Source organism: Undibacterium sp. Ji49W, from assembly GCF_049340205.1.
Taxonomy (GTDB): domain Bacteria; phylum Pseudomonadota; class Gammaproteobacteria; order Burkholderiales; family Burkholderiaceae_D; genus Undibacterium.
Genome location: NZ_JBMPOW010000007.1, coordinates 276,879 through 299,482, shown reverse-complemented (window position 1 = coordinate 299,482; position 22,604 = coordinate 276,879). Strand labels below are relative to the sequence as shown.

Below are 22,604 nucleotides of genomic sequence, written 5' to 3'. Positions count from 1 at the left end.
CTTCCATGGCCTTGCGCGCCAGGCCCGACACCAGTGCATATACCACCAGCACGTGAAATAATATGACCAGCCCTAATCCGATAAATTTCTTTCCCGGCTCTTGCTGGCGATTTGAAAAATCCATTCCTGCTCCTCCACTACCACAAGGTCTACTGTTTGACGCGAGTCAAAACAACTCAAACAAAAAAGTGATTATAAATGCTGTGTATCAATAAAACGCCATACTGACTTAAAACCGCTGATAAATTCATAAGCGGCAGGCTCACCAAAATATAAATCGCGTTTTTACCTAAAACTGACTTATTTAATTTTGCCAGCAGCCATTTTCTGGCCTCTTCCAAAGCCAAACTGGTCCGACCAGTTATTGACCAAGTAATAAATCTTAATCAATCTATTAAGCCATTTACTTATTCGACACCCACATTCAACACTATTTAACGATGCAGCATAAGCTTATTACGATGTGACATGACCTTATAAGCTTGCAACATGAGCCCGTCAAAAAGTGAATATGGTGAACAAGAAAGCTTGTTGTTTTTATTATTTATATAATTTCCAGCAAAACTGCGCGGCAATTATGCCTGTTATTTTTGCGAATCCCCTTCATTTATAAAATGAAAAATATTTTCTCTTTGCGTGTAAAAATGAAAATTTACCCGTCAAAAAATTTTCCGAAGGCGCATAAAACCACTTATGCAAAGAAACTGTCAAGCGCTTTGCCAATTCCCCGGGCAAAAAAACAACATGGCGCATTTTGCCAAAAAATTCCTCATATAGGAAACCTAATTTCTTGTGCTATGCAGCATAAAAATGGTGCAAGCCCGTTCACTGGCTGTGCTCTCCATCGATAAATTTGCCTGCGACGTTACGCACCAAAATTAAATTTTTTTTGGCATGTTTTTTGCGATCAAAACTACCTAAAGTTGTGTCGTCAATTTTCATTTTCATTACGCACAGCAACATAGCTCTACTCAAAATGGTGCATTTTTCTAGCGCTTTGCGCTCAATCAAGCACACTTGAAAGGATATTGCCCATTTGTAGTGCCCCGCTTGAAATAAAAATTTTCGTGACATGCGCCTGAGTATGAAGACTTACGTTATGGTTACGGCTTTTTAAACCTTTCAACCCCTGCCAGGGATAAGCGGAAACAATGCAGTGCAAACTGTCTGGAGCCTGTGATGTCGGCAACACCCAGACATCCGTGTGCACAAGGACAGACCCTGCTATGTTTCATGATCATAACGATATCCGGAAAACGGATAAGTGATAGCTCCCCCTGGAAATGAATGTCGAACAAGAGGTATGTGAAATGCCAGACCCAGTCAAGAATTTGTGTTTTAGTTTTGCCCTGCTGATTGCTGCAACTGCAACACCATCCCTGCAAGCCGCTAATCCGGCCGATACCGGAAAAATAGTCCGGCAAGCGTTTGAAGCTGCCGACGATGGTTTCGACATGGCGAAAACACAAAATTTTTATTCTGGCTGGGTCAGTGAAGCGATCTTCGAGCCGCTACTCAGTTATGACTATCTGTCACGCCCTGCCCGCCTCATACCATTGGCAGCCGAAGCCATGCCCGAAATCAGCGACCAGGGCAAAGTGTTCGTATTCAAGATCAAGCCAGGCATTTTCTTTTCCCCAGACCCTGCCTTCAAGGACAAGAAGCATGAATTGACCGCGCAAGATTATGTGTACACTTTCAAACGCTTGCTCGATCCGGTCAACCGCTCACCAAACGCCAGTTTTATCGAAGGCAAGATAGTTGGTCTGGACGATGTCGCTGCAAAAGCCAAAAAGACTGGCAAGTTTGATTACGATGCCCCCGTCGCCGGCCTGAAGGCTGTCGATAAATACACGTTGCGGGTTGAGCTGAAGGCAACCGATTACAACTTCCTGTACGTGGTTGCCTATGGCGGCTTTGGTGCCGTTGCCCGCGAAGTGATCGAAGCTTATGGCGACCAGACCGGCCTGCATCCCGTGGGTACCGGACCGTATATGGTAGAGAAATATATGCCGCGCAGCAAAATTCTGCTGACGGCCAATCCTGAATATCGTGGATACACCTGGGATTTCAAATCAACCGGCAGTGCCCGTGACGAAGAGATCGTCAAGCAGATGAAGGGCAAGAAAATGCCCCAGGTCGGCAAGGTCGATATCAGCATCATAGAAGAAGAACAATCGCGCTGGCTGGCATTTCAGGACAAGCAACTGGATATCGACAAGCTGCCACAAAGTGCAGCGACGGCGGCACTGGATGGCGTAGCACTGAAACCAGAATTGAAGGCCCAGGGCATCAAGATGGACAGGGTAACGGATGCCGGTATCGTTTTCACGATTTTCAATATGCGTGACCCGGTCGTCGGTGGTTATACCAAAGAAAAAATTGCGCTGCGCCGTGCTGTAGGCATGGCCTACAGCTATGAAGATGAAATTACCCAGATGCGTCTGGGACAGGCTGTGCGATCAGAGATGATCATCCCTAAAGATGTCGTAGGTTACGACCCCGCTTACCGCAGCAGTCTGGCGTATGACATCCGCCTGGCAAATAAACTGCTCGACCATTTCGGCTACAAACGTGGTCCTGATGGTTACAGAAACAATCCCGACGGTAGCCCGCTCACTCTTAAAAAAACCGTGGAACCGGCTGCCATCTACAAGGTACAGTCAGAAATCTATAAACGTGGGCTAGACCGTATTGGTATTCGCATAGAATTCCCGGTCAGTAATTTTGCTGACAATCTGAAAGCTGCGTCTGCCTGTAAATTAAACATGTGGGGCGGTGCCTGGAATGCCGACTTCCCTGATGGTGAGAACTTTCTGCAACTGCTGTACGGCCCCAAAGCCGGCGCTGGCAACCACGCCTGCTATGAGTCACCCGCTTATGACGCGTTGTTCCGCAAAGCGGTATCCCTGCCGCTGGGTGAAGAACGCAATAAAGTGTATGCACAAATGAATCGCCAGGTGGAGGCCGATACGCCCTGGATCGTACATACATCCCGCATCCGTAGCTGGCTGTATCGCCCGTGGATTGTGGGCTACAAAAAACACCCGATATTACATTCCGACTGGGCCTTCATTGATGTCGAAAAACATTAAGAACCTGTTTCCTGTCTTTCAAGCCCGTCATCACCATTAGCCATCACATCGTTTTACCAAGCAGGAGAATCTGTCTATGAAGTTACCTCATCCGTTTCAGCGCGACAAATCAGCGCGCACGCTAAGCAGAACGGGCATGGCATTGTGCCTTGCCCTGGCTGGCCTCATCTCATCTGCCTTGCCCTTGCAGGCACTTGCCGCCAAGCCCGAGTTTGCTGATCCGGATAAAGTATTAAGGACCATCTTCCCCGTTGCAGAAACCGGCTTTGACCCTGCGGCGACCCGTGACTTATATTCAAACGCTATTAACGAAGCGATTTTTGAACGCCTGTTCACCTATGATTACCTGGCCAGCCCCGCGAAAATCATTCCTGAAGCGGCAGAAAGCATGCCCGAGATTTCTGCGGACGGCAAAACCTACACCATCAAGTTAAAAAAGGGGATCTACTTCACGCCGGACGCCGCGTTCAACGGCAAGAAACGTGAACTGACGGTGGACGATTATGTGTATTCGTTCAAACGCATCATGGATCCAAAAATCGCCTCCAGTCATGTATGGTTGTTAGAGGACAAGATCACAGGTCTGGATCAACTGGCTGCACAGGCAAAAAAATCTGGCAAGTTCGATTATTCGGCCAAAGTACCCGGTCTGGAAGTCATCGATAAATATACCCTGCGCATCCACCTGACGCGCCCGGACTTTAACCTGCCCATGATATTGGCGTACACCGCCATGTCCGCTGTGGCACGTGAGGTTATAGAAAAATACCAGGACGTACAGGGTGCTGCCATGGCAAACCCCGTCGGTACTGGCGCATTCAAACTGATTGAATGGGTGCGCGGCTCGAAAATGGTGTTGGATGCCAATACTGACTACCACACCAATATATGGGATTTCCAGCCCAGTGCAGACCCGAATGACCAGAAAATCATCGCGGCGATGAAAGGCAAGCGCATGCCGCAAATTGGGCGCGTCATCGTCAATGTGATACTGGAAGATCAGTCGCGCCTGCTGGCGTTCCAGAAAGATGAAATTGATTTGTTCCAGCTCTATGGCGGCCTGGCACCGCAAGTGCTGAACGGCCCGGATTTAAAACCTGAATTTGTCAAGCGCGGTATACAGATGTCGCGCATTGTTGACCCCGAACTGACTGTCTACTACTGGAATATGCAAGACCCGGTCTTTGGTGGCTTAAGCAAAGAAAAGATCGCCCTGCGTCGCGCCATGGCCATGGCACACAACGTGGAAGAAGAAATACGCATCGTCGACAATGGACATGCGATACCGTTGCAATATCCCATCCCACCTGGCGTGGTGGGACATGATCCGAATTACAAAAGCAGCATCCAGTACAACCCTGCCGCCGCCAATGCCTTGCTGGACAAATTCGGCTACAAAAAAGGCAAGGATGGTTACCGCACGCTGCCCGATGGCAGTCCACTGGAAATTGTCCACACTGCACAGACCGAATCACGTGGCCATTTACAGGCCGAAGTCTGGAAAAAATCCTACGACGGCATAGGCATTAAAATGCGCGCCGAATTCCATCCCTTTGCTGAAATCCTGAAAGCAGAAAAGCAATGTCAGTTAATGCAGCGCATTTCACCCTGGATAGCCGATTACCCGGATGGTGACAACTTCATGCAATTGTTTTACGGTAAAAACATACACATGAATAATAATGGCTGCGTCACCATCCCTGAATATGACAAACTGTATGAACAATCACAAAAACTGGCACCAGGTCCAGAGCGCGATCTGCTGTACCACAAGATGACACGCATCATGGAACTGTATGCTGCCCAACGCCTGGGGTATGCCCGCCATCGCATGATGCTGGCACAACCACGCGTAATAGGTTACAAAAAGCACCCCATCATGCATATAGAGTGGATGCAGATCGACATCGACCAAAATAAATAAACAAAAAAATGAGCCGCAGACTAACTGAAATTTGAAAACCGAAAGACAAACATGACCGCTTATATTCTGCGCCGCTTATGGCAGATGGCACCAACGATGCTGGGTGTCATCCTGCTGGTGTTTTTCCTGTTTAACTGGGTGGGCGGCGATCCCGCCTACATCCTGGCTGGCAAGATGTCGAATGCCGAACAGATTGCCAATATCCGTACGCAACTGGGCATAGACCAGCCGTATTACGTACAGTTGTGGATTTTCATCAAACAGATCGTCACCTTCAACTTTGGCAATAGCTGGAGTACCGGTGAAGCCGTATCGTCCATCATAGGCACACGCCTTGGGCCATCGCTGACGGTCCTGATCCCGCTGACCATCATCGAAACCCTGATCGCCATTGCACTGGCGCTGGCAATTGCCTTCAAGCGCGGTTCATTCACAGACCGTTCTGTGATGATCGCCTGTACTGTCGGCATGTCGGTCAGTATTCTGGTCTACATCATCGTTGGTCAGTATTTCTTTGCCTACAAAATGGGCATGTTCCCGGTACAGGGCTGGGGCAATCATTTTGCCGAGAACCTGTTCAAATATTCTGCCCTGCCTATCCTGATCGCCCTGGCCGTGGGCGTGGCACCTAACCTGCGCCTGTTCCGCACCTTTGTGCTGGATGAAGTGAACCAGGATTATGTACGCACTGCCCGCGCCAAAGGCGTGACCGAAAGCCGCGTGAAATGGGTGCATGTCTTGCGCAATGCATCGATACCCATCATCACCCACGTCATGTCCAACCTGCCGGCCTTGCTGATTGGTGCCTTCCTGATCGAGCGTTTCTTTTCCATTCCCGGCATAGGCCGCGAAGTGATCCTGGCAGTGGAGCGCAGTGACTTCCCCGTGATTAAAGCCATCACCGTGTATGTCGCTGCTGCCACCATGTTCTTTAATTTGTTGACCGATCTGTTGTACCAGGCGGTTGATCCACGCGTACAGTTGAAATAAGGATCATTCATGAGCACGACTACAACAAATCCATCTGTTCAAACTGTATCACCCGGGCTATGGGCGCTGGCATGGCGCCGCTTGCGCGCCGACAAGGTCGCCATGATTGCCATGGGGATTGTGATTGCCTTTTTAATTGCCCTGGTATTGTCTGCCACCGGCGTCATCGCGTCTGACTGGGAACAGGAAAGCGGTGTCAGCTATGCCCCACCAGGCTTTGTCGGTGCAGATACAGGCACGGTCGCCAAGGCTGAAGTTGAAGCACCGCCGCCAGACAATCCATTGGATCCGCTGGCCGACATTATCCGCGAATTGCGCAAGCAGCCCGATGCTGATCAGGCGGTCATCGTGAATGACTACGGCATCCCTGATCCACTGGCCAAGGAAATGGCAGAAATCCGCACCGAGCTCGCCAAGTCCGGTAAAGCCGTCGTGGGTGAACGTCTGACCACCCTGCCCTTTGGCGCTGACAAATGGGGACATGACATCATCAAAAAAACTATCAAAGGTGCAGAGACTTCCATCGTGGTTGGCCTGGTTGCGGCTTTCCTGGCAACTCTGCTGGGCACCATCTTTGGCGCACTGGCTGGTTACTTTGGCGGCAAAGTCGATGACTTTTTCAACTGGTTCTACAGCATCTTCACCTCCATCCCTTACCTGCTGCTGATACTTTCGGTTGCTGCGGTATTACAGCAAAAAGGTGTGACCACCATCATCCTGATCCTGGCATTCACTGGCTGGACTGGGCCTTTCCGCCTGATCCGTGCTGAATACATGAAACACAAGGCGCGTGAATACGTATGGGCGGCAGATGCCATCGGTGCTTCGCACTGGCGCAAGATGTTCGTGCACATCTTCCCGAATGTCAGCCATGTGGCACTGGTGCAGGTATCCATCCTGGTAGTGGGCTTTATCAAATCCGAAGTCATTCTGAGTTTCCTTGGCTTTGGCGTACCTGTTGGTGTGGTGTCCTGGGGCAGTATGCTCAATGAAGCGCAGAATGAGTTGATTCTGGGTAAATGGTGGCAACTGGTTGCCGCAACCGCAGCAATGGCCGTGCTGGTAACAGCCTTCTCATTGTTCACCGATGCCTTGCGCGATGCGCTCGACCCCAAGCTGAAATAAGGACAGATCATGAGCCAAGACAACACAAATCAAGCTTTGCTGAAAGTAGAAAACCTGCGCGTGTCTTTCCGCGTCAATAAAAAGGACAGCGTGGAAACGGTCAAGGGTATTTCCTTTGAAATTCCGCGCAATTCCACCGTTGCCCTGGTGGGTGAATCCGGCAGCGGCAAGTCAGTCAGCTCACTCGCCGTCATGGGCTTGCTACCGCCAGATACATCCAGCATTGCTGCTGACAGCAAGATCATTTTTGAAGGCCGTAGCCTGCTGGAACTCAGCAACGCTGAAAGACGTGACCTGTGCGGCAAGGAAATCTCGATGATTTTCCAGGAGCCGATGACATCGCTGAACCCGGTGTTTACCGTTGGTTTCCAGATCGCCGAAGTCTTGCGCCTGCACATGGGTATGGATGCCAAACAAGCCCGCAAGCGCGCCATAGAATTGCTGGAAGAAGTCGGCATCCCCGATCCAAAAAACAAGATTGATGCCTACCCCAGCCAGATGTCTGGCGGGCAACAGCAAAGGGTGATGATCGCCATGGCGATCGCGTGTGAACCCAAATTGCTGATTGCCGATGAACCGACTACTGCTCTCGACGTCACCATACAAAAGCAGATCATCGACCTGATCGATGCCTTGCGTATCAAGCACAAGATGTCGGTGCTGTTCATTACCCATGATCTGGCTTTGGTCGGTGAAATTGCTGACCACGTCATCGTCATGCGTAATGGCGAAATCCGCGAGGCAGGCACGGTAGAGCAAATCTTTGAAAGCCCGAAAGATACCTACACCCAGGCGCTGCTGCACTGCCGCCCTACACTCGACACCCGCCCCTGGCGCCTGCCGGTCATTGCCGATTTCATGAACAACAAAGGCGCGCTGGCTGATCAGAAACAGCGCCCGCGTGGTCTTAAAGGCGACGAAGAGATCGTGCTCGAAGTCAAAGACCTGGGTAAAAGTTTTTACTCGCGCGAAGGTTTCTTTGGCAAAAAAGAATTCAAGGCGGTTGAAGGCGTATCTTTCAAACTGGCGCGTGGCAAGACCCTGGGCGTGGTGGGTGAATCAGGTTCTGGCAAAACCACGGTTGGCCTGACACTGATGCGTCTGCACCAGGCGACGTCTGGCCAAGCCCTGTTTGAAGGCAAGGATATCCTGTCCATGTCGAACAAGGAATTTCATCACTACAAGCGCCGCATACAAATCATTTTCCAGAACCCGTATGCTTCGTTAAACCCGCGCTTTACCGTGGGACAAATTCTGATGGAACCCATGCATATTCATAACATTGGTGCCAACGACAGCGAACGTTCTGCCATGGCTTACCAATTGCTGGAAAAAGTTGGCTTGCCCACTATCGCCTTCCATCGCTATCCGCATGAATTTTCTGGTGGACAACGTCAACGTATAGCCATTGCGCGCTGCCTGACGATGAAGCCGGAAGTGCTGGTCTGCGATGAATCAGTATCAGCACTGGACGTATCGGTACAGGCACAGGTATTGAATCTGTTGCAGGATTTGCAGGAAGAATTTGGCCTGTCCTACATCTTCATCTCGCATGATCTGGCTGTCGTCAAATACATTGCCGACCAGGTCATGGTGATGAATAAAGGCAAGGTCGTAGAACTCGCCAATTCGGATGACCTGTATCTGAACCCGACCCAGGCTTATACCAGGACTTTGCTGAATGCCATACCAAAGGGCCTGCAACACTAAGTTTTGACAATGCTCTGCCCTGATCAAACAGGGCAGAGCCTGATTTACAACAACCATCTCCCTCCGTTCCATATTTCCCATGCAAGACCAGCTCATCGCTCTACTGCTTGCCCATCAGCCAGCGGATGCCACTGAAACCCTGCATCTGCAAAAGACGCTGGACTTTGTCACCCATACCAAGGCTTGTTGCAGTCGCCAGACGCTGGCAGGCCATGTGACGGCATCAGCATGGATCTTGTCGCCAGATGGACAGGCAGCCTTGCTCACACATCACAAAAAATTGAATCGCTGGTTACAACTGGGTGGACATGTGGATGATGGCGACATCAACATACAGGCTGCCGCCGCACGCGAAGCACAGGAGGAAAGCGGCATCCAGGATTTGCAATTGCTGCACGCAACATTGTTTGACGTGGATGCACATGCCATCCCGGCCAGACACAATGAACCAGGCCATTATCATTACGACTTGCGTTTTCTGTTCCAGGCACGGCATCTTGATTTTTGCGTCAGCGATGAGTCGCATGATCTGGCCTGGGTGCCACTGTCAACGCTGGTAACCGACGACGATAATGAATCGGTCAGCCGTATGGCGAAGAAAACCCTTAAAAATAGTAGCTGAAACAAAACTGCGATAGCATGCATCACTCAAGCAGTTCCACACTTCTTTTGCTAAATCGGTGCGCGTGGCGCCCCCTGCGAATCGCCCGAATAGCAGCACCGGCGTAGGGTGCGCTGCGCGCACCGTTTCATATTACGCAAAACAAATCCATGGTGAAAACATACTTCTCTCAAAGACATCACCCCATATTATTTAAAAAATATAAAGCCACTGCTTAATCCTGGTCACATCTCATAACATTTATCTTTTTGACCAAAATTACAAACACTGGCAAGATAACCGTATTGACGTGGGCCTGCGCCTGTTTTTCTTGCGCTTCTCACCTGCACATAAGACGGAGTCCCTATTGGATGCTTTGAAAAGTTTGTTTCTGGAATTGATGCCTGCGGTGGATTTTTGTTCCATGCGGGTTGTTGACGAACGCAGCGAAGAACTGCTGGTCAGGCAAAATATCTTACAACCCCTGCATAGCCGCCGCAGTTACGGTGCCATGCTGACGGTCATCCATCAGGGTGGCTACGGCTATGCTGCCACCAGTGACCTGTCGCGTCATGGTTTGCGTGCTGCGTTGCAACGTGCCGCCGAATGGGCTGCCATCAGTGCCGGCAAGGCGGTGACCGATTTCAGCCAGATCAGTCAATCATCCGTCGTGGGCAGTTATGAAAGTCCGGCTGGCAACCATTGGAGCCGCAAGGATTTGATCGCCCTGCTGATGCAGGAATCAGTTGACTGCCAGATCAGTCAGTTCATCGTGGATTGGAGTGCCTCGATAGGCATGGTCACGACAGAACAATTATTTTTCAGCAGCGCCGGTGCGGATATCCGCCAGCACTTCAATTATCTGATACCCAATCTCAGCGTTACCGCAAATAAAGGGGTAGAAACCCAGACCCGCAGCCTGGGTGGCCAGTACAACGGCTTTTGTCGCCAGGGTGGCATGGAAGTCTTGCAGCAAGCCGGTTTTTACGGCGCAGGCAAGCGCGTCGCTGCCGAAGCACTTGCCTTGCTGCATGCACCGAATTGCCCCAGTGGCCGTATGGATTTGCTGTTGATGCCAGAACAGATGATGTTGCAGATCCATGAATCCATCGGTCATCCGCTGGAGCTTGACCGCATACTGGGCGATGAACGTAATTTCGCCGGCACCAGTTTTGTCACGCCCGACATGTTTGGGCATTTCCGCTATGGTTCGGATTTGCTCAATGTCACTTACGACCCGACACGCAGCGAACAGTTTGCCAGTTTTGGCTGGGATGACGATGGCAGCGCTGCCGATAAAACCTGGATCATCAAAAACGGCATACTTGAAAAACCACTGGGCAGTGCCCTGTCACAAGCCCGCGCCGGCATGTCTGGTGTTGCCAATTCCCGCGCCTGTGACTGGAACCGTCCACCGATAGACCGCATGGCCAATCTGAATATAGAAGCTGGTGACAGCAGTCTGGAAGAAATGATAGCCAGTATTGAATATGGTGTGTTGATGAATACCAATGTGTCCTGGTCCATCGATGATTCACGCAACAAGTTTCAATTTGGTTGTGAATTCGGACAGGTGATACGCGATGGCAAATTGCAGGAACTGGTAAAGAACCCGAACTATCGCGGCATATCAGAAAGCTTTTGGCGCTCACTGAAAATGGTAGGTAATAACGCCACCCTGGCCGTCATGGGCACGCCGTTTTGCGGCAAGGGTGAGCCATCGCAGGTGATACGTGTGGGCCATGCGTCGCCGGCCTGCCTGTTCAGCCAGGTGGAAGTGTTTGGAGGGGAAGTCTGATGCATGCTTACTTTCTTTCCCTGGCCGATCTGGTACAGGAACAATTGCAAGGCACAGAAATCAGCACCACCTGGTTTTCGGCAGAATCCAGTGATTTTGTGCGTTTCAATCATAGTGCAATCCGTCAGCCCGGCCATGTCTTGCAACAGACACTGCGCATACAATTGATACAGGGGCAAACCCATGCCACAAGCAGCTTCAACCTGAGTGGTGAACTGCATGGCGACCGTCTGGCGATCAGCCAGGCAGTGCAGGATTTACGCGCGCAATTGTCTGATCTGCCAACTGACCCGCATTTGCTGATTGCTGATACCGTCAACAGCAATACGCTGATCCGGCCATCATCCCTGCCGCCGGTCGAAGAGATGGTGGAACAGATATTGGCTGCCGCAGGTGATGTCGATATGGTGGGCTTGCTGACCACTGGCACGCTCTATCGCGGTTTTGCCAACTCTCTCGGGCAACGCAACTGGTATGAAAGCAATAACGTCAATTTTGACTGGAGCCTGTTCCATGCAGCGGACAAGGCCGTCAAATCAAATTACGCCGGGTTTAATTGGGACAAGGCAGCCTTTCTTGCCGCATTTGAAGATGCCCGTAAAAACCTGGCGCTGCTGGCACGGCCACCAGTTACCGTCCCGGCGGGCAACTACCGCGTTTATCTGAGTCCAACCGCTCTCAATGAACTGATCATGATGCTGAACTGGGGCGGCTTATCAGAAAAAGCCTTGCGTACAAAACATAGTTCCCTGCGCAGACTGCAATCCGGCGAGGCCAGTCTGCATGCCATGGTCGATATCAGTGAAGATAGCCGCATCGGTCTGGAACCAGCCTTCCAGGCCCAGGGTTTCATCAAACCTGAAGTGATAGCACTGGTACAGAACGGCAAGCTGACTGGCAGCATGATATCGCCACGCAGCGCCAAAGAGTTTGGCCTGACTGGCAATGGCGCCGGTGAAGATGAATCAGCCAAGTCGCTGGTCATGCGTGAGGGCGAACTGGCTAAAGCCCATGTCCTGAAAGAACTGGGAACCGGCATTTACGTCAGCAATCTGTGGTATCTGAATTTTTCTGATCGCGCTACTTGCCGCATCACCGGCATGACGCGCTTTGCCACCTTCTGGGTAGAAAACGGGGAAATCAAGGCACCGCTGAATGTCATGCGCTTTGATGATTCACTGTTCAAGATACTGGGTGACAATCTGCTGGCATTGACACAGGAAACCGAAGTCATCATGGATGACCGTTCCTATGGTGAAAGACATACCGGCGGTGCAGTCTTGCCGGGGGCACTGGTGAAGGAAATGCGGTTTGTGCTGTAATTTGACCACAATGTCTATTCAAAATGGCAATTTTAAGCCTGTTTTAATCAAAATCCAGCGCTTTTCCGGCTACGCGCTATGATATAGACAAGCAAAAGCAGGCCAAAGCAGGCCACCCGCCCTATGGGTGGCCAATTTGAAGCAAACTTAGCATTTGCCCGTTTCGATGAGAGCAACTACAATTCCGACCTGTTGCGGAAAAGGCTGCAATTTACGCATTCCACACAGAGGCCACCACCCCTGATGTAGAAACAACAAGTAACAAAAACCCACAGCGCAATAGAATAAGGCTTTCCACTACGTCAATACGGGAGAGTCTTAAGCATATTGCGGTCATATCTGGAGTCAACATGGCATTTCTGCAAGGCAAAAAAATTCTGATCACCGGTTTGCTGTCCAACCGTTCTATCGCTTACGGCATTGCCCAGGCATGCAAACGCGAAGGCGCTGAGCTGGCATTTACCTATGTAGGAGAGCGTTTCAAAGACAGGATCACCGATTTCGCGGCTGAATTTGACAGCAAGCTGATCTTTGATTGTGACGTCGCCAGCGACGAACAAATCGAAGCAGTCTTCGCTGACCTGGGCAAATCCTGGGATCAACTCGATGGACTGGTACACGCAATCGGCTTTGCGCCGCGCGAAGCCATTGCCGGTGAGTTTCTTGATGGACTCTCCCGCGAAGCCTTCCGCATTGCGCACGATATTTCTGCCTACAGCTTCCCGGCAATGGCAAAAGCCGCCCTGCCACTGCTGCGCGAAGATTCGGCATTGTTGACTTTGTCTTACCTCGGTGCCATCCGTGCCATCCCGCATTACAACACCATGGGTCTGGCCAAGGCATCGCTGGAAGCGTCTGTCCGTTATCTGGCAGAACACCTGGGTAAAAAAGGCATACGCGTCAATGGCATTTCTGCTGGCCCGATCAAAACCCTGGCTGCCAGTGGTATCAAGGATTTTGGCAAATTGCTGGGCTTCGTTGCAGAACATGCACCGCTGCGTCGCAATGTCACCATCGAAGATGTAGGTAACACTGCCGCTTTCCTGCTGTCACCATTGGCGAACGGCATTACCGGCGAAATCACCTATGTAGACGGCGGCTTCTCGCACGTTATGGGTTTGAATGCAGATTCTTACGACAAGTAAGTAGTACCCTCCCCCCTGACAATACAGGTTGCGCCCCCGTCGCATCCTGTATTGCAGTATGCTTATGGCATGAATTCTTCCCCTACTTTAAGACTCAAGACCTTGCATAAGGCATGCGCCAGCCTGTCCCGGCTGCTGCTGATCAGCCTTGGCTTTTGCCTGCTGCTGTGCGAACTGGCCCATGCGGCTGCATGCAATGACCCCTGGCCAGCCTGGAACAACTTCAAGAAGACTTTTATCGCTGATGATGGGCGAGTGATAGATCATAGTGGCGCGCGCAAGCCCACGACTTCCGAAGGCCAGGCCTATGCCCTGTTCTTTGCCCTGACAGCAAACGATCGCCCTGCCTTCGAGCGCATTCTGACCTGGACAGAAAACAATCTCGCCGCAGGTGACCTGACAGCCCGCCTGCCCGCCTGGCAATGGGGACAGCGTGAAGACAATAGCTGGGGCATCATCGACAAAAACCCAGCCTCAGACGCTGACTTGTGGATAGCCTATGCCCTTGGCCTGGCAGGCGAACAATGGAAAGAACCGCGCTTCAGCGCCCTGTCGAGCTTGCTGGCACAAAGAATCATGAATGAAGAAACAGCAGACCTGCCCGGCCTGGGCCAGATACTGTTACCTGCCCCCAGCGGTTTCAATCTGGCTGGCAACCAGTGGAAACTAAACGCCAGCTATATGCCACTGCCACTATTGCGCTGGTTTGAACGCAAGGAAAACGATGACCGCTGGAAACGCATGCTCAACGCGGCCACCCGCCTGATCACTGGCAGCGCCCCCAAAGGCTACGTGGCAGACTGGATCATCTATGACAGCCAGAGAGGCTTCCAGCCAGATACCCAGGGCATAGAAAAAGGCCAGGGTGGCTATAATGCCATCCGTACCTATCTGTGGGCTGGCATGATGTCAGATAAAGACAGTGAAAAGTCAAACCTGCTGAAACAGTTGCGCCCCATGGCCAACCTGATAGACAGCAAGGGTTATCCGCCTGAATACATCAATATTCTGACCGGTGAAATCAATGGCCCGGGTTCCAGCGGATTTTCTGCTGCCATACTGCCTTTTGTGCAGGCGCTGGGCATGCAAAAAACGCTGGTACAGCAACAACTGCGTTTGCAGGCACAACCTATCAAACCGGATGCCTACTATGACCAGGTGCTGTCATTATTTGCCATGGGCTGGCAAGAAAAGCGTTTCCGTTTCGATGCCCAGGGTGATACCGATTTTTACTGGCAGCATTTTTGCTGGCGGCTGTTTTAAACACACTGCTGCACAGAACAAAACAGAGTAATCTGCCAGATATAAATCTGCGATTACCCCCCCTCTTTTCAGTTAATTTGCAGTAAATGACTTTACGTCTGAACCCCATCCCCATCCCAAGCTTCCCCTTGAAGGGGAAGGAGCTTTAAACGCAGCAACTTTTTGTATGCTCTGTGTAAATCCTATTAAAGTTATCGGTAACACTTACCGGTAGCACTTTTTAGTACTTTTCGCAGATATTTACCGAAATGGGCTGCATTTTCTCTGCAAATCGTGTATAGTCTCGTTTTTTGCATTGCAATATTTCTGCACAGCAGTGATATCGATGTAAAACCAAGTAGCATCGCAAGCCTGTGCATATCCAAGTAGTTGGGATAGTGCATGTAAAAGCCCTCCCGCCTCGCATGTCTGGTTGTAATCCATAGACATCATACCGGCGCAAAGCTTTTGTGCCGAAATTTCATTGTCGTCCCTCGTCGGATTTTCTGTGTTCATTTCGTTTGGTTGGCGCTGCATTGTTGCGCGCGTTCGTTAGCAACGCGCTAATTTATACTGGGACAGAAGCAATCGTTCCGGCAAATATGCTGCGAAACCGGTCTTATGGCTGGTTTGCCAGGCATCGCTGCCGCATTTTGCACATGCCCTAATTACGAAAGAAATTCATGAGTTTTGAAGCACTAGGTCTCCACGTCAATATCATCCGCGCTCTGACTGATTCCGGCTATACCAAGCCAACTTCGGTACAAGAACAGGCGATCCCTGCCGCGATTGAAGGTCGTGACCTGATGGTCTCATCCCAGACCGGCTCCGGCAAAACTGCCGCTTTCATGCTGCCTGCATTGCATAAACTGGTCACTGCTGAAGTTGTCAGCTATGACGCTGCCAGCAGCAAAACCCCTAATCAAGAACGTCAGGCTGCACGTTCACGTGGCGACAAACCACGTTTTGTTGCTGCAAAACCAAAAATGCTGGTGTTGACACCAACCCGCGAACTGGCTTTGCAAGTAACCACAGCAACCGACAAATACAGCGCTTATTCACGCCGTATCAAGGCCGTGTCCATCCTGGGTGGCATGCCTTATCCTAAACAGATGCAATTGCTGTCCCGCAATCCAGAAATTCTGGTGGCAACACCCGGCCGTCTGATCGACCATATGGAATCCGGCAAGATCGATTTCTCTGAACTGCAAATGCTGGTTCTGGACGAAGCCGACCGCATGCTGGACATGGGTTTCATCGACGATATCGAAAAAATCGTTGCTGCCACCCCTCCTACACGTCAAACAATGCTGTTCTCTGCAACACTGGATGGCGTCGTCGGTAACATGGCTAAACGCATCACGACCGAACCTCTGGTCATCCAGATCGCCGGCTCTGCCAGCAAGCATGAAAATATCCAGCAGCGCGTTCACTTTGTGGATGATCTGTCCCACAAAAATCGCATGCTTGATCACCTGCTGCGCGACACTACCGTTGACCAAGCCGTTGTATTTACAGCTACAAAACGTGATGCAGACACCATCGCTGACCGTTTGAACATTGCCGGCTTCGCTGCTGCTGCCCTGCATGGCGACATGCACCAGGGTGCACGTAACCGCACACTGGACGCATTGCGCCGTGGCCAGGTACGTGTACTGGTAGCAACCGACGTTGCTGCCCGTGGTATCGACGTTCCTGCGATTACGCACGTATTCAACTACGATCTGCCGAAGTTCCCTGAAGATTATGTTCACCGTATCGGTCGTACTGGCCGTGCTGGTCGTAAAGGTCTGGCCATTTCCCTGGTGAATCATGCAGAAGGCATGCACGTCAAACGTATCGAGCGCTTCACCAAGCAATTGATACCTGTCGATGTCATCGAAGGTTTCGAACCTAAGAAATCAGCAGCACCGGCACGCTCTGCTGCCCGCAAGCCTAACGGCTGGAAACCAGGCGATACACGCAAAGCTGGCGGCGGTGGCGGCTATGGCAACAGCAAGCCAGGTCAACGCAGCTTCAGCAAACCGGCAGCACCTTCGTCCAGTGGCACCGGTGCAGGTCCACGCAAAGAAGGCAGCGGCGGCTACAAAGGCAATCGTTCCAACGACAGCAGTACTCGTCGTACCTTCGGCGACTATTAATGCCTGTCAGCGCTATCCTGCGATAGCGCAAGCAACATAGACATTGCTGCATACGCAATATCATTAAAAAGCGATCACTTCGGTGGTCGCTTTTTTTATACTTATCGGTCCGGCGTATAATGATTAGCTTCCGACAAGCATAAAAAAGTATAAAAGCCCCCATGAACACATCTACCGACTCCCCAGTTCGCCTTACCTCCTTCTCGCATGGTGGTGGCTGTGGTTGCAAGATTGCGCCGGGTGTACTTGCTGAAATATTAAAAAAATCATCCGGTTTTCCTGTGCCACCAGCGCTGATGGTGGGCATAGAAACCTCGGATGATGCCGCCGTCTATAAACTTAATGACGAGCAGGCGCTGATCGCCACCACCGATTTTTTCATGCCCATCGTGGACGACCCCTTTGACTTTGGTCGTATCGCTGCCACCAATGCCATTTCGGATATCTATGCCATGGGTGGCACACCCATCATGGCCCTGGCTCTGGTCGGCATGCCCATCAATCAGTTGCCGCTGGAAGTCATTGGCAAGATTATTCAGGGCGGTGAATCTATCTGTGCCGAAGCTGGCATCCCTATCGCAGGTGGCCATACCATTGATTCTGTGGAACCGATTTATGGCCTGGTAGTCATGGGCCTGATCCACCCATCGAAAGTCAAACGCAATGCCGATGCCAAAGCCGGTGACAAGCTCATCCTTGGCAAACCGCTGGGGGTAGGCATTTTGTCTGCCGCCCTGAAAAAACAGGTGCTCGACAGCGCTGGCTATGACACCATGATCGCCAGCACCACCAAACTCAACAAACCCGGTCAGGCCCTGTCTGCGCTTGATAGTGTGCATGCCATGACCGATGTCACCGGTTTTGGCTTGCTGGGCCATTTGCTGGAAGTTTGCCGTGGCTCGGCACTGGGTGCCCGCTTGCAGATGTCTGCCGTACCCATGCTGGCCAATGTAGAACGGCTGGCAAGAGATGGCTACATAACCGGTGCATCTGCCCGCAACTGGGCCGCCTATAGCGAATCCGTGAGGCTGGATGCACAAATCAACCCACCCCAGCAATCTTTATTGACCGACCCACAAACATCCGGCGGCCTGCTGGTTGCCTGTGACCCGGCAGCAGTAGAAGATGTGCTGGCAATTTTCCGCCAGGGCGGCTTCTTGGAAGCCGCCGTGATTGGTGATATCGTTGCAGGCGAACCGCTGGTGACCGTCCTGCCCTGATTTTTTTGACCTTGCCCCTACCTTTGCACATACCATGAACCAATTAGAACAACTCAAGCAATACACGACCGTTGTTGCCGATACCGGTGATTTCCAGGCAATACAGGCTTATGCACCACGCGATGCGACCACCAATCCATCCCTGATCCTGAAGGCAGTGCAAAAACCGGAATACCTGCCTTTACTGGAAAAAGCAGTCAAGGACACGGCAGGCAAATCCATCGATGAAACCATCGATCACCTCCTGATCGCTTTTGGTCTGCAAATTTTGAAAGTCATCCCTGGCCGCGTCTCTACTGAAACCGATGCCCGCCTGTCCTTCGATACTGCCGGCACTGTTGCCAAGGGCCGCCAACTGATCGCCATGTATGAAGCTGCCGGCATCCCGCGCGACCGCATCCTGATCAAGATTGCCTCGACCTGGGAAGGCATTCGTGCGGCTGAAGTGCTGGAAAAAGAAGGCATACGCTGTAATATGACCCTGCTGTTCAGCCTTGCCCAGGCGATAGCCTGTGCAGAAGCTGGCGCGCAACTGATCTCGCCTTTCGTTGGCCGTATCTATGACTGGTACAAAAACAAGACTGGCCAGGAAATCTTTGGTGCCGATGACCCTGGTGTCCTGTCCGTCAAGAAAATCTATACTTACTATCGCAAGTTTGGCTACAACACCGAAGTCATGGGTGCCAGCTTCCGCAATACTTCACAAATCCTGGAACTGGCCGGTTGCGACTTGCTGACCATCAGCCCTGACCTGCTGCAAAAACTCAGCGACAGCAATAGTAATGTCACGCAAAAACTGAGCAAGGAACTGGCGGCTTCTTCTGACCTGCAAAAAGTCAGCATGGATGAAAAAACCTTCCGCCTTGACTTGAACGAAGACGCCATGGCGACAGAAAAACTGTCCGAAGGCATACGCGCCTTCTGCGCCGACACCGTCAAGCTGGAAAAGATGATTGCCGCAATGCGTTGAACTGATTGCATCTGACAGGTTATGATAAGGGGGCAGATTTATTCTGCCCTCTCTTATTTTGAATAACGTAAAACATGAAAAAGCAGTTAGATATAGCGAGTTGGAACCGGCGCGAGCACTACGCCTTTTTTTCGCAAATGGATGAACCTTTCCACGGCCTGAACCTGAATGTAGACTGCACCCATGCCTACCAGCATTGCAAGGCAAAGAAGCAGTCTTTTTTCCTGTTCTATCTGCACAGCATCCTGCGCGCCATCATGCTCACCGATGCCATGCGCTATCGCATAGAAGATGGCAAAGTGTTTGACTACGAAGTCATACATGCGAATGCCACCGTGCAGCGCGCCGATCATACTTTTGGTTTTTGCCCCATCTACTACGAAGAAGATTTTTCCGCTTTCGTCGCCGGGGCCAACGTCGCAATGGATAAAATCAAGAACAGCAGTGGTCTGTGCTTTAACGATGAATGCGCGCGTGATGACGTTATCCATTTTTCTGCCATACCCTGGATCAGCTTCACCGGCCTGACCCATGCACGGCAATATGACCGCAAGGACAGCGTCCCTAAAATATCCGTAGGCAAGATGTTTGAGCAGGATGGCAAACTGTTGCTGCCCCTTGCCATATTCGTGCACCACGGCCTGGTAGATGCCTACCATGTGCACCAGTTTCTGAGCAAACTGGAGACTCTTTTCAGTGACCCGGAAAGATAGATATTAAAATGGTAGCTTTAAGGTTTGCTTTAAAATCACAGCATCTCCAAGGCAAAAGCATTACCCGAAATAACATTTCCTGCAACATAAGAAACCCCAATAAACCTTGTGAGGGTCACCATGCCGAAATACAAAACCCTGCTGCCCTTGCTTGCCGTGCTTGCCACTTTCAGCATGGCACCACTGTCCCACGCCGACGACTTCAAAGACGGCGTCGCCTATTACGAACAAGGTGATTTTCCGTCTGCGGCAGAATCATTCAGGGCAGCAGCCAACAAGGGCAATGCCGATGCCCAGTTCAACCTTGGCCTGATGTACCTGAACGGCGAAGGCATAGAGCAAGACTACAAGCAAGCCATGTCCTGGTTTGAACAATCTGCCAGCAAAGACAATGTACGAGCACAGGTGAACCTGGGGCGCATGTATGCAAAAGGCAAAGGCATTGTCTCCAACCACGGCATTGCTGCATCCTGGTTCAGAAAAGCCGCCGACCAGGGCTATGCTGACGCCCAGTACAGCCTGGGCATACTGTATGTCACCGGCACTGGCGTACCACGCGATTTTGCCAAAGCCAAAGAATTATTCCAGCAAGCCGCCAATCAAAGCAACGCCAGCGGCCAGTACCAGTTGGCCCTGATCTACCTGAAAGGCAGAGGCGTCAATGTCAACTTGGTAGAAGCCTACAAATGGCTGACCCTGGCTGGCGATTATGAAGACACCGCCGTCTACAAGAAATTTGTCGAAGCCAAAATGAGCAAGGAACAAGTCAGCGAAGCCCTGGCGCTGGCGCAGGATTGGAAGCCGGAGAAGGCGGCTAAATAAGCCTGTCCACTTATCCTGCTCCGTAACATGATGATTGCCAAATCAATGATGCTGCGCCCCAGACAAGCAAAATTCACACAATCACTATCCTGCCGTCACGCACCTGATAGTTACCTGGTCCGGCGTCTTCCTTGACCAGCCATTTTTGTTTGCCTATCTGGATTTCCACGCCTTCGTGGATTTTTTTGATGATCTTGACGCCGGCCTGTTCTATCAATTCCAATTCGGATTCCAGCGCATCAATCTCTGCATCAAGTGCCTTTAGCTCATCCAGCAGATGCAGGCGTTTGGCGTCGACTTTTTCACCGACGCCACCGGCAGCCTTTTGCGGATTTTTGACGAAAAAAGCCAGCAGCTTCAAGACCTGATCCAGTTCTGCTTCCTTGCGCCCGGCCTGATTTTCCTTAGCCTTGATTTCCTCTTCCAGGTAAGGATCAAAGCCCACCTGTATCTGGGTTTTTGCACCATTGGAAGAGCCCAGCGAAGCAGCAGCAACCAGCAATGCAGCCTGCGCCCTGCCACCCAGGATATTGCCTACGCCTGAGCCGGGCTTGCCGACGATGATTTCTTTTCTGGCAATCAGGTCGCACTGGCGGGCACTTTGTTCCAATTGTATGGCCTGCCCGGCTTCGATATGCGAATGCTCGGCAAACAGTGCCTGCACGGTACCCCCGCATTTGATGCGCGAGGTGATGCCGCTCATGCTTTGCGTGCCTGGTTTTTTTTCGGCCAGGCCGATAATGCCACCTTTTACTGCCACATTGCCGCCGGCAACAATCTCGGCCGCCTCTACCAGGCCGTTGACGATCACATCGCCGGTCACGTTCAGGCTCATGCCGGCCTTGATATCACCTTCAACATGGATGGTGCCTTCAAAACGGATATTGCCGGTGCTGAGATCAACATCAGGCACCTGCAGCACGGGGTTGACGATCACCCCATCAGATACGATCATGGGCTGGCCACTATTCGTCGCCAGCAATAAGTTGGGATCAGTGGCTGCTGTTGCGGCACCTTGCAGGTGTGGCCCAAACTGCATCTCTGGCAATGGCTTGGCCAGTACCACCTGGCCCATGATGTTCATGCCGAATTTACCCTGCACTGGCGGTATGCGGCGCATCAGCTCATCGCCCGCATGTACAATCAGGATATGGCCCAGCTCGCGAAACTTGATGACGGCCAGTTCATCTCTTTGCGTTTTGGCATTTTTATATTCGCCGAACAAGGGTTCCAGCTTTGCTTCTGTACCGTCGCGCACTGGCTCACCCTGGGCAATCAGCAGATTGTCACAGACGCCTGCGGCCAGGGCCGCATCCAGTTCTGCATGCAAAATGCCATGAATGATGCCCTGCTCACGCAAGGCGTCGTTGACTGCTTTACCTATTGGCTTTCCGCCCTGGGCGGGTATCAGCGTCAGCCAGGCAGACAATAAATCATCGGACAGGCGTAATGAGAATTCTGCATCCCTGCGTGCGCCGATATCGAGTTTGACTGGTTCTTTGGCGTCACGGCACAATTTTATAAAGGCCAACAGAGCGGACTGTTCTCTGTAGAAACCGGCATATTCACTGGCGTTCAGCGCCTCTTCCAGATCGGCAAGATCAGGAGTGCCCGTGTCTTCCTGCGGCGTATAGTGGGCGCGCAATACCCCTGCGGATTCGTCCACAAAAAATGATAATGTTGCCGAATTAGAAAGCGATTCGTCCAAGATGCTTCCTTAAAATTGAGGTTCGACGCCAAATACCCAATATATTAACGCTGCTTATTATTACATCAAAAATGTATG

Annotated in this window: 18 protein-coding genes; 15 read left to right on the top strand and 3 right to left on the bottom strand. The window is 51.4% G+C overall.

The window, feature by feature from the left end:
- Window positions 1-176 precede the first annotated feature (176 nt).
- Together ACO0LK_RS11300 and ACO0LK_RS11295 are read right to left on the bottom strand one after the other, a co-directional pair.
- Window positions 177-347, bottom strand: a complete 171-nt coding sequence (locus ACO0LK_RS11300; RefSeq protein ID WP_422975044.1) for a hypothetical protein — start codon at window positions 345-347, stop codon at window positions 177-179.
- A gap of 478 nt (window positions 348-825) precedes the next feature.
- Window positions 826-1,074 carry a hypothetical protein gene (locus ACO0LK_RS11295; protein ID WP_422975042.1) on the bottom strand — a complete coding sequence of 83 codons (249 nt, stop codon included), beginning with the start codon at window positions 1,072-1,074 and terminating at the stop codon, window positions 826-828.
- Window positions 1,075-1,310: 236 nt separating this feature from the next.
- Here ACO0LK_RS11295 and ACO0LK_RS11290 point away from each other — a divergent pair, with 236 nt between their 5' ends.
- The 15 genes from ACO0LK_RS11290 to ACO0LK_RS11220 all read left to right on the top strand — a co-directional run bounded on the left by ACO0LK_RS11290 (window position 1,311) and on the right by ACO0LK_RS11220 (window position 20,818).
- Window positions 1,311-3,095 (top strand): ABC transporter substrate-binding protein, encoded by a 1,785-nt coding sequence (locus ACO0LK_RS11290; RefSeq protein WP_422975040.1) that lies wholly within the window; start codon window positions 1,311-1,313, stop codon window positions 3,093-3,095.
- A 76-nt stretch (window positions 3,096-3,171) separates the two neighbouring features.
- On the top strand, window positions 3,172-5,019 hold the full coding sequence (locus ACO0LK_RS11285; protein ID WP_422975038.1) for an ABC transporter substrate-binding protein: 1,848 nt from the start codon (window positions 3,172-3,174) through the stop codon (window positions 5,017-5,019).
- Window positions 5,020-5,070: 51 nt separating this feature from the next.
- Window positions 5,071-6,009, top strand: coding sequence for an ABC transporter permease (locus tag ACO0LK_RS11280; RefSeq protein ID WP_422975036.1), 939 nt, complete (start codon window positions 5,071-5,073; stop codon window positions 6,007-6,009).
- A gap of 9 nt (window positions 6,010-6,018) precedes the next feature.
- Window positions 6,019-7,134 carry an ABC transporter permease gene (locus ACO0LK_RS11275; protein ID WP_422975034.1) on the top strand — a complete coding sequence of 372 codons (1,116 nt, stop codon included), beginning with the start codon at window positions 6,019-6,021 and terminating at the stop codon, window positions 7,132-7,134.
- Between the two features lie 9 nt (window positions 7,135-7,143).
- Window positions 7,144-8,844, top strand: coding sequence for an ABC transporter ATP-binding protein (locus ACO0LK_RS11270; RefSeq protein WP_422975032.1), 1,701 nt, complete (start codon window positions 7,144-7,146; stop codon window positions 8,842-8,844).
- A gap of 79 nt (window positions 8,845-8,923) precedes the next feature.
- On the top strand, window positions 8,924-9,466 hold the full coding sequence (locus tag ACO0LK_RS11265; protein WP_422975030.1) for an NUDIX hydrolase: 543 nt from the start codon (window positions 8,924-8,926) through the stop codon (window positions 9,464-9,466).
- 379 nt (window positions 9,467-9,845) lie between these two features.
- Window positions 9,846-11,243, top strand: a complete 1,398-nt coding sequence (locus tag ACO0LK_RS11260; protein ID WP_422975056.1) for a TldD/PmbA family protein — start codon at window positions 9,846-9,848, stop codon at window positions 11,241-11,243.
- Window positions 11,243-12,565, top strand: a complete 1,323-nt coding sequence (locus ACO0LK_RS11255; RefSeq protein WP_422975028.1) for a TldD/PmbA family protein — start codon at window positions 11,243-11,245, stop codon at window positions 12,563-12,565. The genes ACO0LK_RS11260 and ACO0LK_RS11255 overlap by 1 nt, the downstream gene beginning before the upstream one ends.
- Window positions 12,566-12,915: 350 nt before the next feature.
- A complete protein-coding gene (gene fabI, locus ACO0LK_RS11250; protein WP_186948849.1) occupies window positions 12,916-13,710 on the top strand; it encodes an enoyl-ACP reductase FabI in 795 nt (264 codons plus the stop codon).
- Window positions 13,711-13,779: 69 nt separating this feature from the next.
- Entirely contained in the window at window positions 13,780-14,973 is a 1,194-nt protein-coding gene (gene bcsZ, locus ACO0LK_RS11245) for a cellulose synthase complex periplasmic endoglucanase BcsZ (RefSeq protein ID WP_422975026.1), read from the top strand.
- Between the two features lie 662 nt (window positions 14,974-15,635).
- Window positions 15,636-17,093: a DEAD/DEAH box helicase gene (locus tag ACO0LK_RS11240; protein WP_422975024.1), complete on the top strand. Its 1,458-nt coding sequence runs from the start codon at window positions 15,636-15,638 to the stop codon at window positions 17,091-17,093.
- A gap of 161 nt (window positions 17,094-17,254) precedes the next feature.
- Window positions 17,255-18,313, top strand: coding sequence for a selenide, water dikinase SelD (gene selD, locus ACO0LK_RS11235; RefSeq protein WP_422975022.1), 1,059 nt, complete (start codon window positions 17,255-17,257; stop codon window positions 18,311-18,313).
- 34 nt (window positions 18,314-18,347) lie between these two features.
- Window positions 18,348-19,283: a transaldolase gene (gene tal, locus ACO0LK_RS11230; RefSeq protein WP_422975020.1), complete on the top strand. Its 936-nt coding sequence runs from the start codon at window positions 18,348-18,350 to the stop codon at window positions 19,281-19,283.
- A gap of 74 nt (window positions 19,284-19,357) precedes the next feature.
- Complete coding sequence (locus ACO0LK_RS11225) at window positions 19,358-19,996, top strand: CatA-like O-acetyltransferase (protein ID WP_422975018.1); 639 nt, start codon at window positions 19,358-19,360, stop codon at window positions 19,994-19,996.
- A gap of 120 nt (window positions 19,997-20,116) precedes the next feature.
- Window positions 20,117-20,818 carry a tetratricopeptide repeat protein gene (locus ACO0LK_RS11220; RefSeq protein WP_422975016.1) on the top strand — a complete coding sequence of 234 codons (702 nt, stop codon included), beginning with the start codon at window positions 20,117-20,119 and terminating at the stop codon, window positions 20,816-20,818.
- Window positions 20,819-20,891: 73 nt separating this feature from the next.
- On the opposite strand, the gene ACO0LK_RS11215 is transcribed toward ACO0LK_RS11220, so the two are convergent.
- Window positions 20,892-22,484, bottom strand: a complete 1,593-nt coding sequence (locus ACO0LK_RS11215; RefSeq protein ID WP_422975014.1) for a DUF342 domain-containing protein — start codon at window positions 22,482-22,484, stop codon at window positions 20,892-20,894.
- Window positions 22,485-22,604: the final 120 nt, after the last annotated feature.

Coding starts and splice junctions, on each gene's coding strand:
- ACO0LK_RS11255 (WP_422975028.1), top strand. CDS start 11,243: ATGCATGCTTACTTTCTTTCCCTGGCCGATCTGGTACAGGAACAATTG.
- fabI (WP_186948849.1), top strand. CDS start 12,916: ATGGCATTTCTGCAAGGCAAAAAAATTCTGATCACCGGTTTGCTGTCC.
- selD (WP_422975022.1), top strand. CDS start 17,255: ATGAACACATCTACCGACTCCCCAGTTCGCCTTACCTCCTTCTCGCAT.
- bcsZ (WP_422975026.1), top strand. CDS start 13,780: ATGAATTCTTCCCCTACTTTAAGACTCAAGACCTTGCATAAGGCATGC.
- ACO0LK_RS11275 (WP_422975034.1), top strand. CDS start 6,019: ATGAGCACGACTACAACAAATCCATCTGTTCAAACTGTATCACCCGGG.
- ACO0LK_RS11285 (WP_422975038.1), top strand. CDS start 3,172: ATGAAGTTACCTCATCCGTTTCAGCGCGACAAATCAGCGCGCACGCTA.
- ACO0LK_RS11225 (WP_422975018.1), top strand. CDS start 19,358: ATGAAAAAGCAGTTAGATATAGCGAGTTGGAACCGGCGCGAGCACTAC.
- ACO0LK_RS11265 (WP_422975030.1), top strand. CDS start 8,924: ATGCAAGACCAGCTCATCGCTCTACTGCTTGCCCATCAGCCAGCGGAT.
- ACO0LK_RS11280 (WP_422975036.1), top strand. CDS start 5,071: ATGACCGCTTATATTCTGCGCCGCTTATGGCAGATGGCACCAACGATG.
- ACO0LK_RS11290 (WP_422975040.1), top strand. CDS start 1,311: ATGCCAGACCCAGTCAAGAATTTGTGTTTTAGTTTTGCCCTGCTGATT.
- ACO0LK_RS11270 (WP_422975032.1), top strand. CDS start 7,144: ATGAGCCAAGACAACACAAATCAAGCTTTGCTGAAAGTAGAAAACCTG.
- ACO0LK_RS11295 (WP_422975042.1), bottom strand. CDS start 1,074: ATGTCACGAAAATTTTTATTTCAAGCGGGGCACTACAAATGGGCAATA.
- ACO0LK_RS11260 (WP_422975056.1), top strand. CDS start 9,846: ATGCCTGCGGTGGATTTTTGTTCCATGCGGGTTGTTGACGAACGCAGC.
- tal (WP_422975020.1), top strand. CDS start 18,348: ATGAACCAATTAGAACAACTCAAGCAATACACGACCGTTGTTGCCGAT.
- ACO0LK_RS11220 (WP_422975016.1), top strand. CDS start 20,117: ATGCCGAAATACAAAACCCTGCTGCCCTTGCTTGCCGTGCTTGCCACT.
- ACO0LK_RS11240 (WP_422975024.1), top strand. CDS start 15,636: ATGAGTTTTGAAGCACTAGGTCTCCACGTCAATATCATCCGCGCTCTG.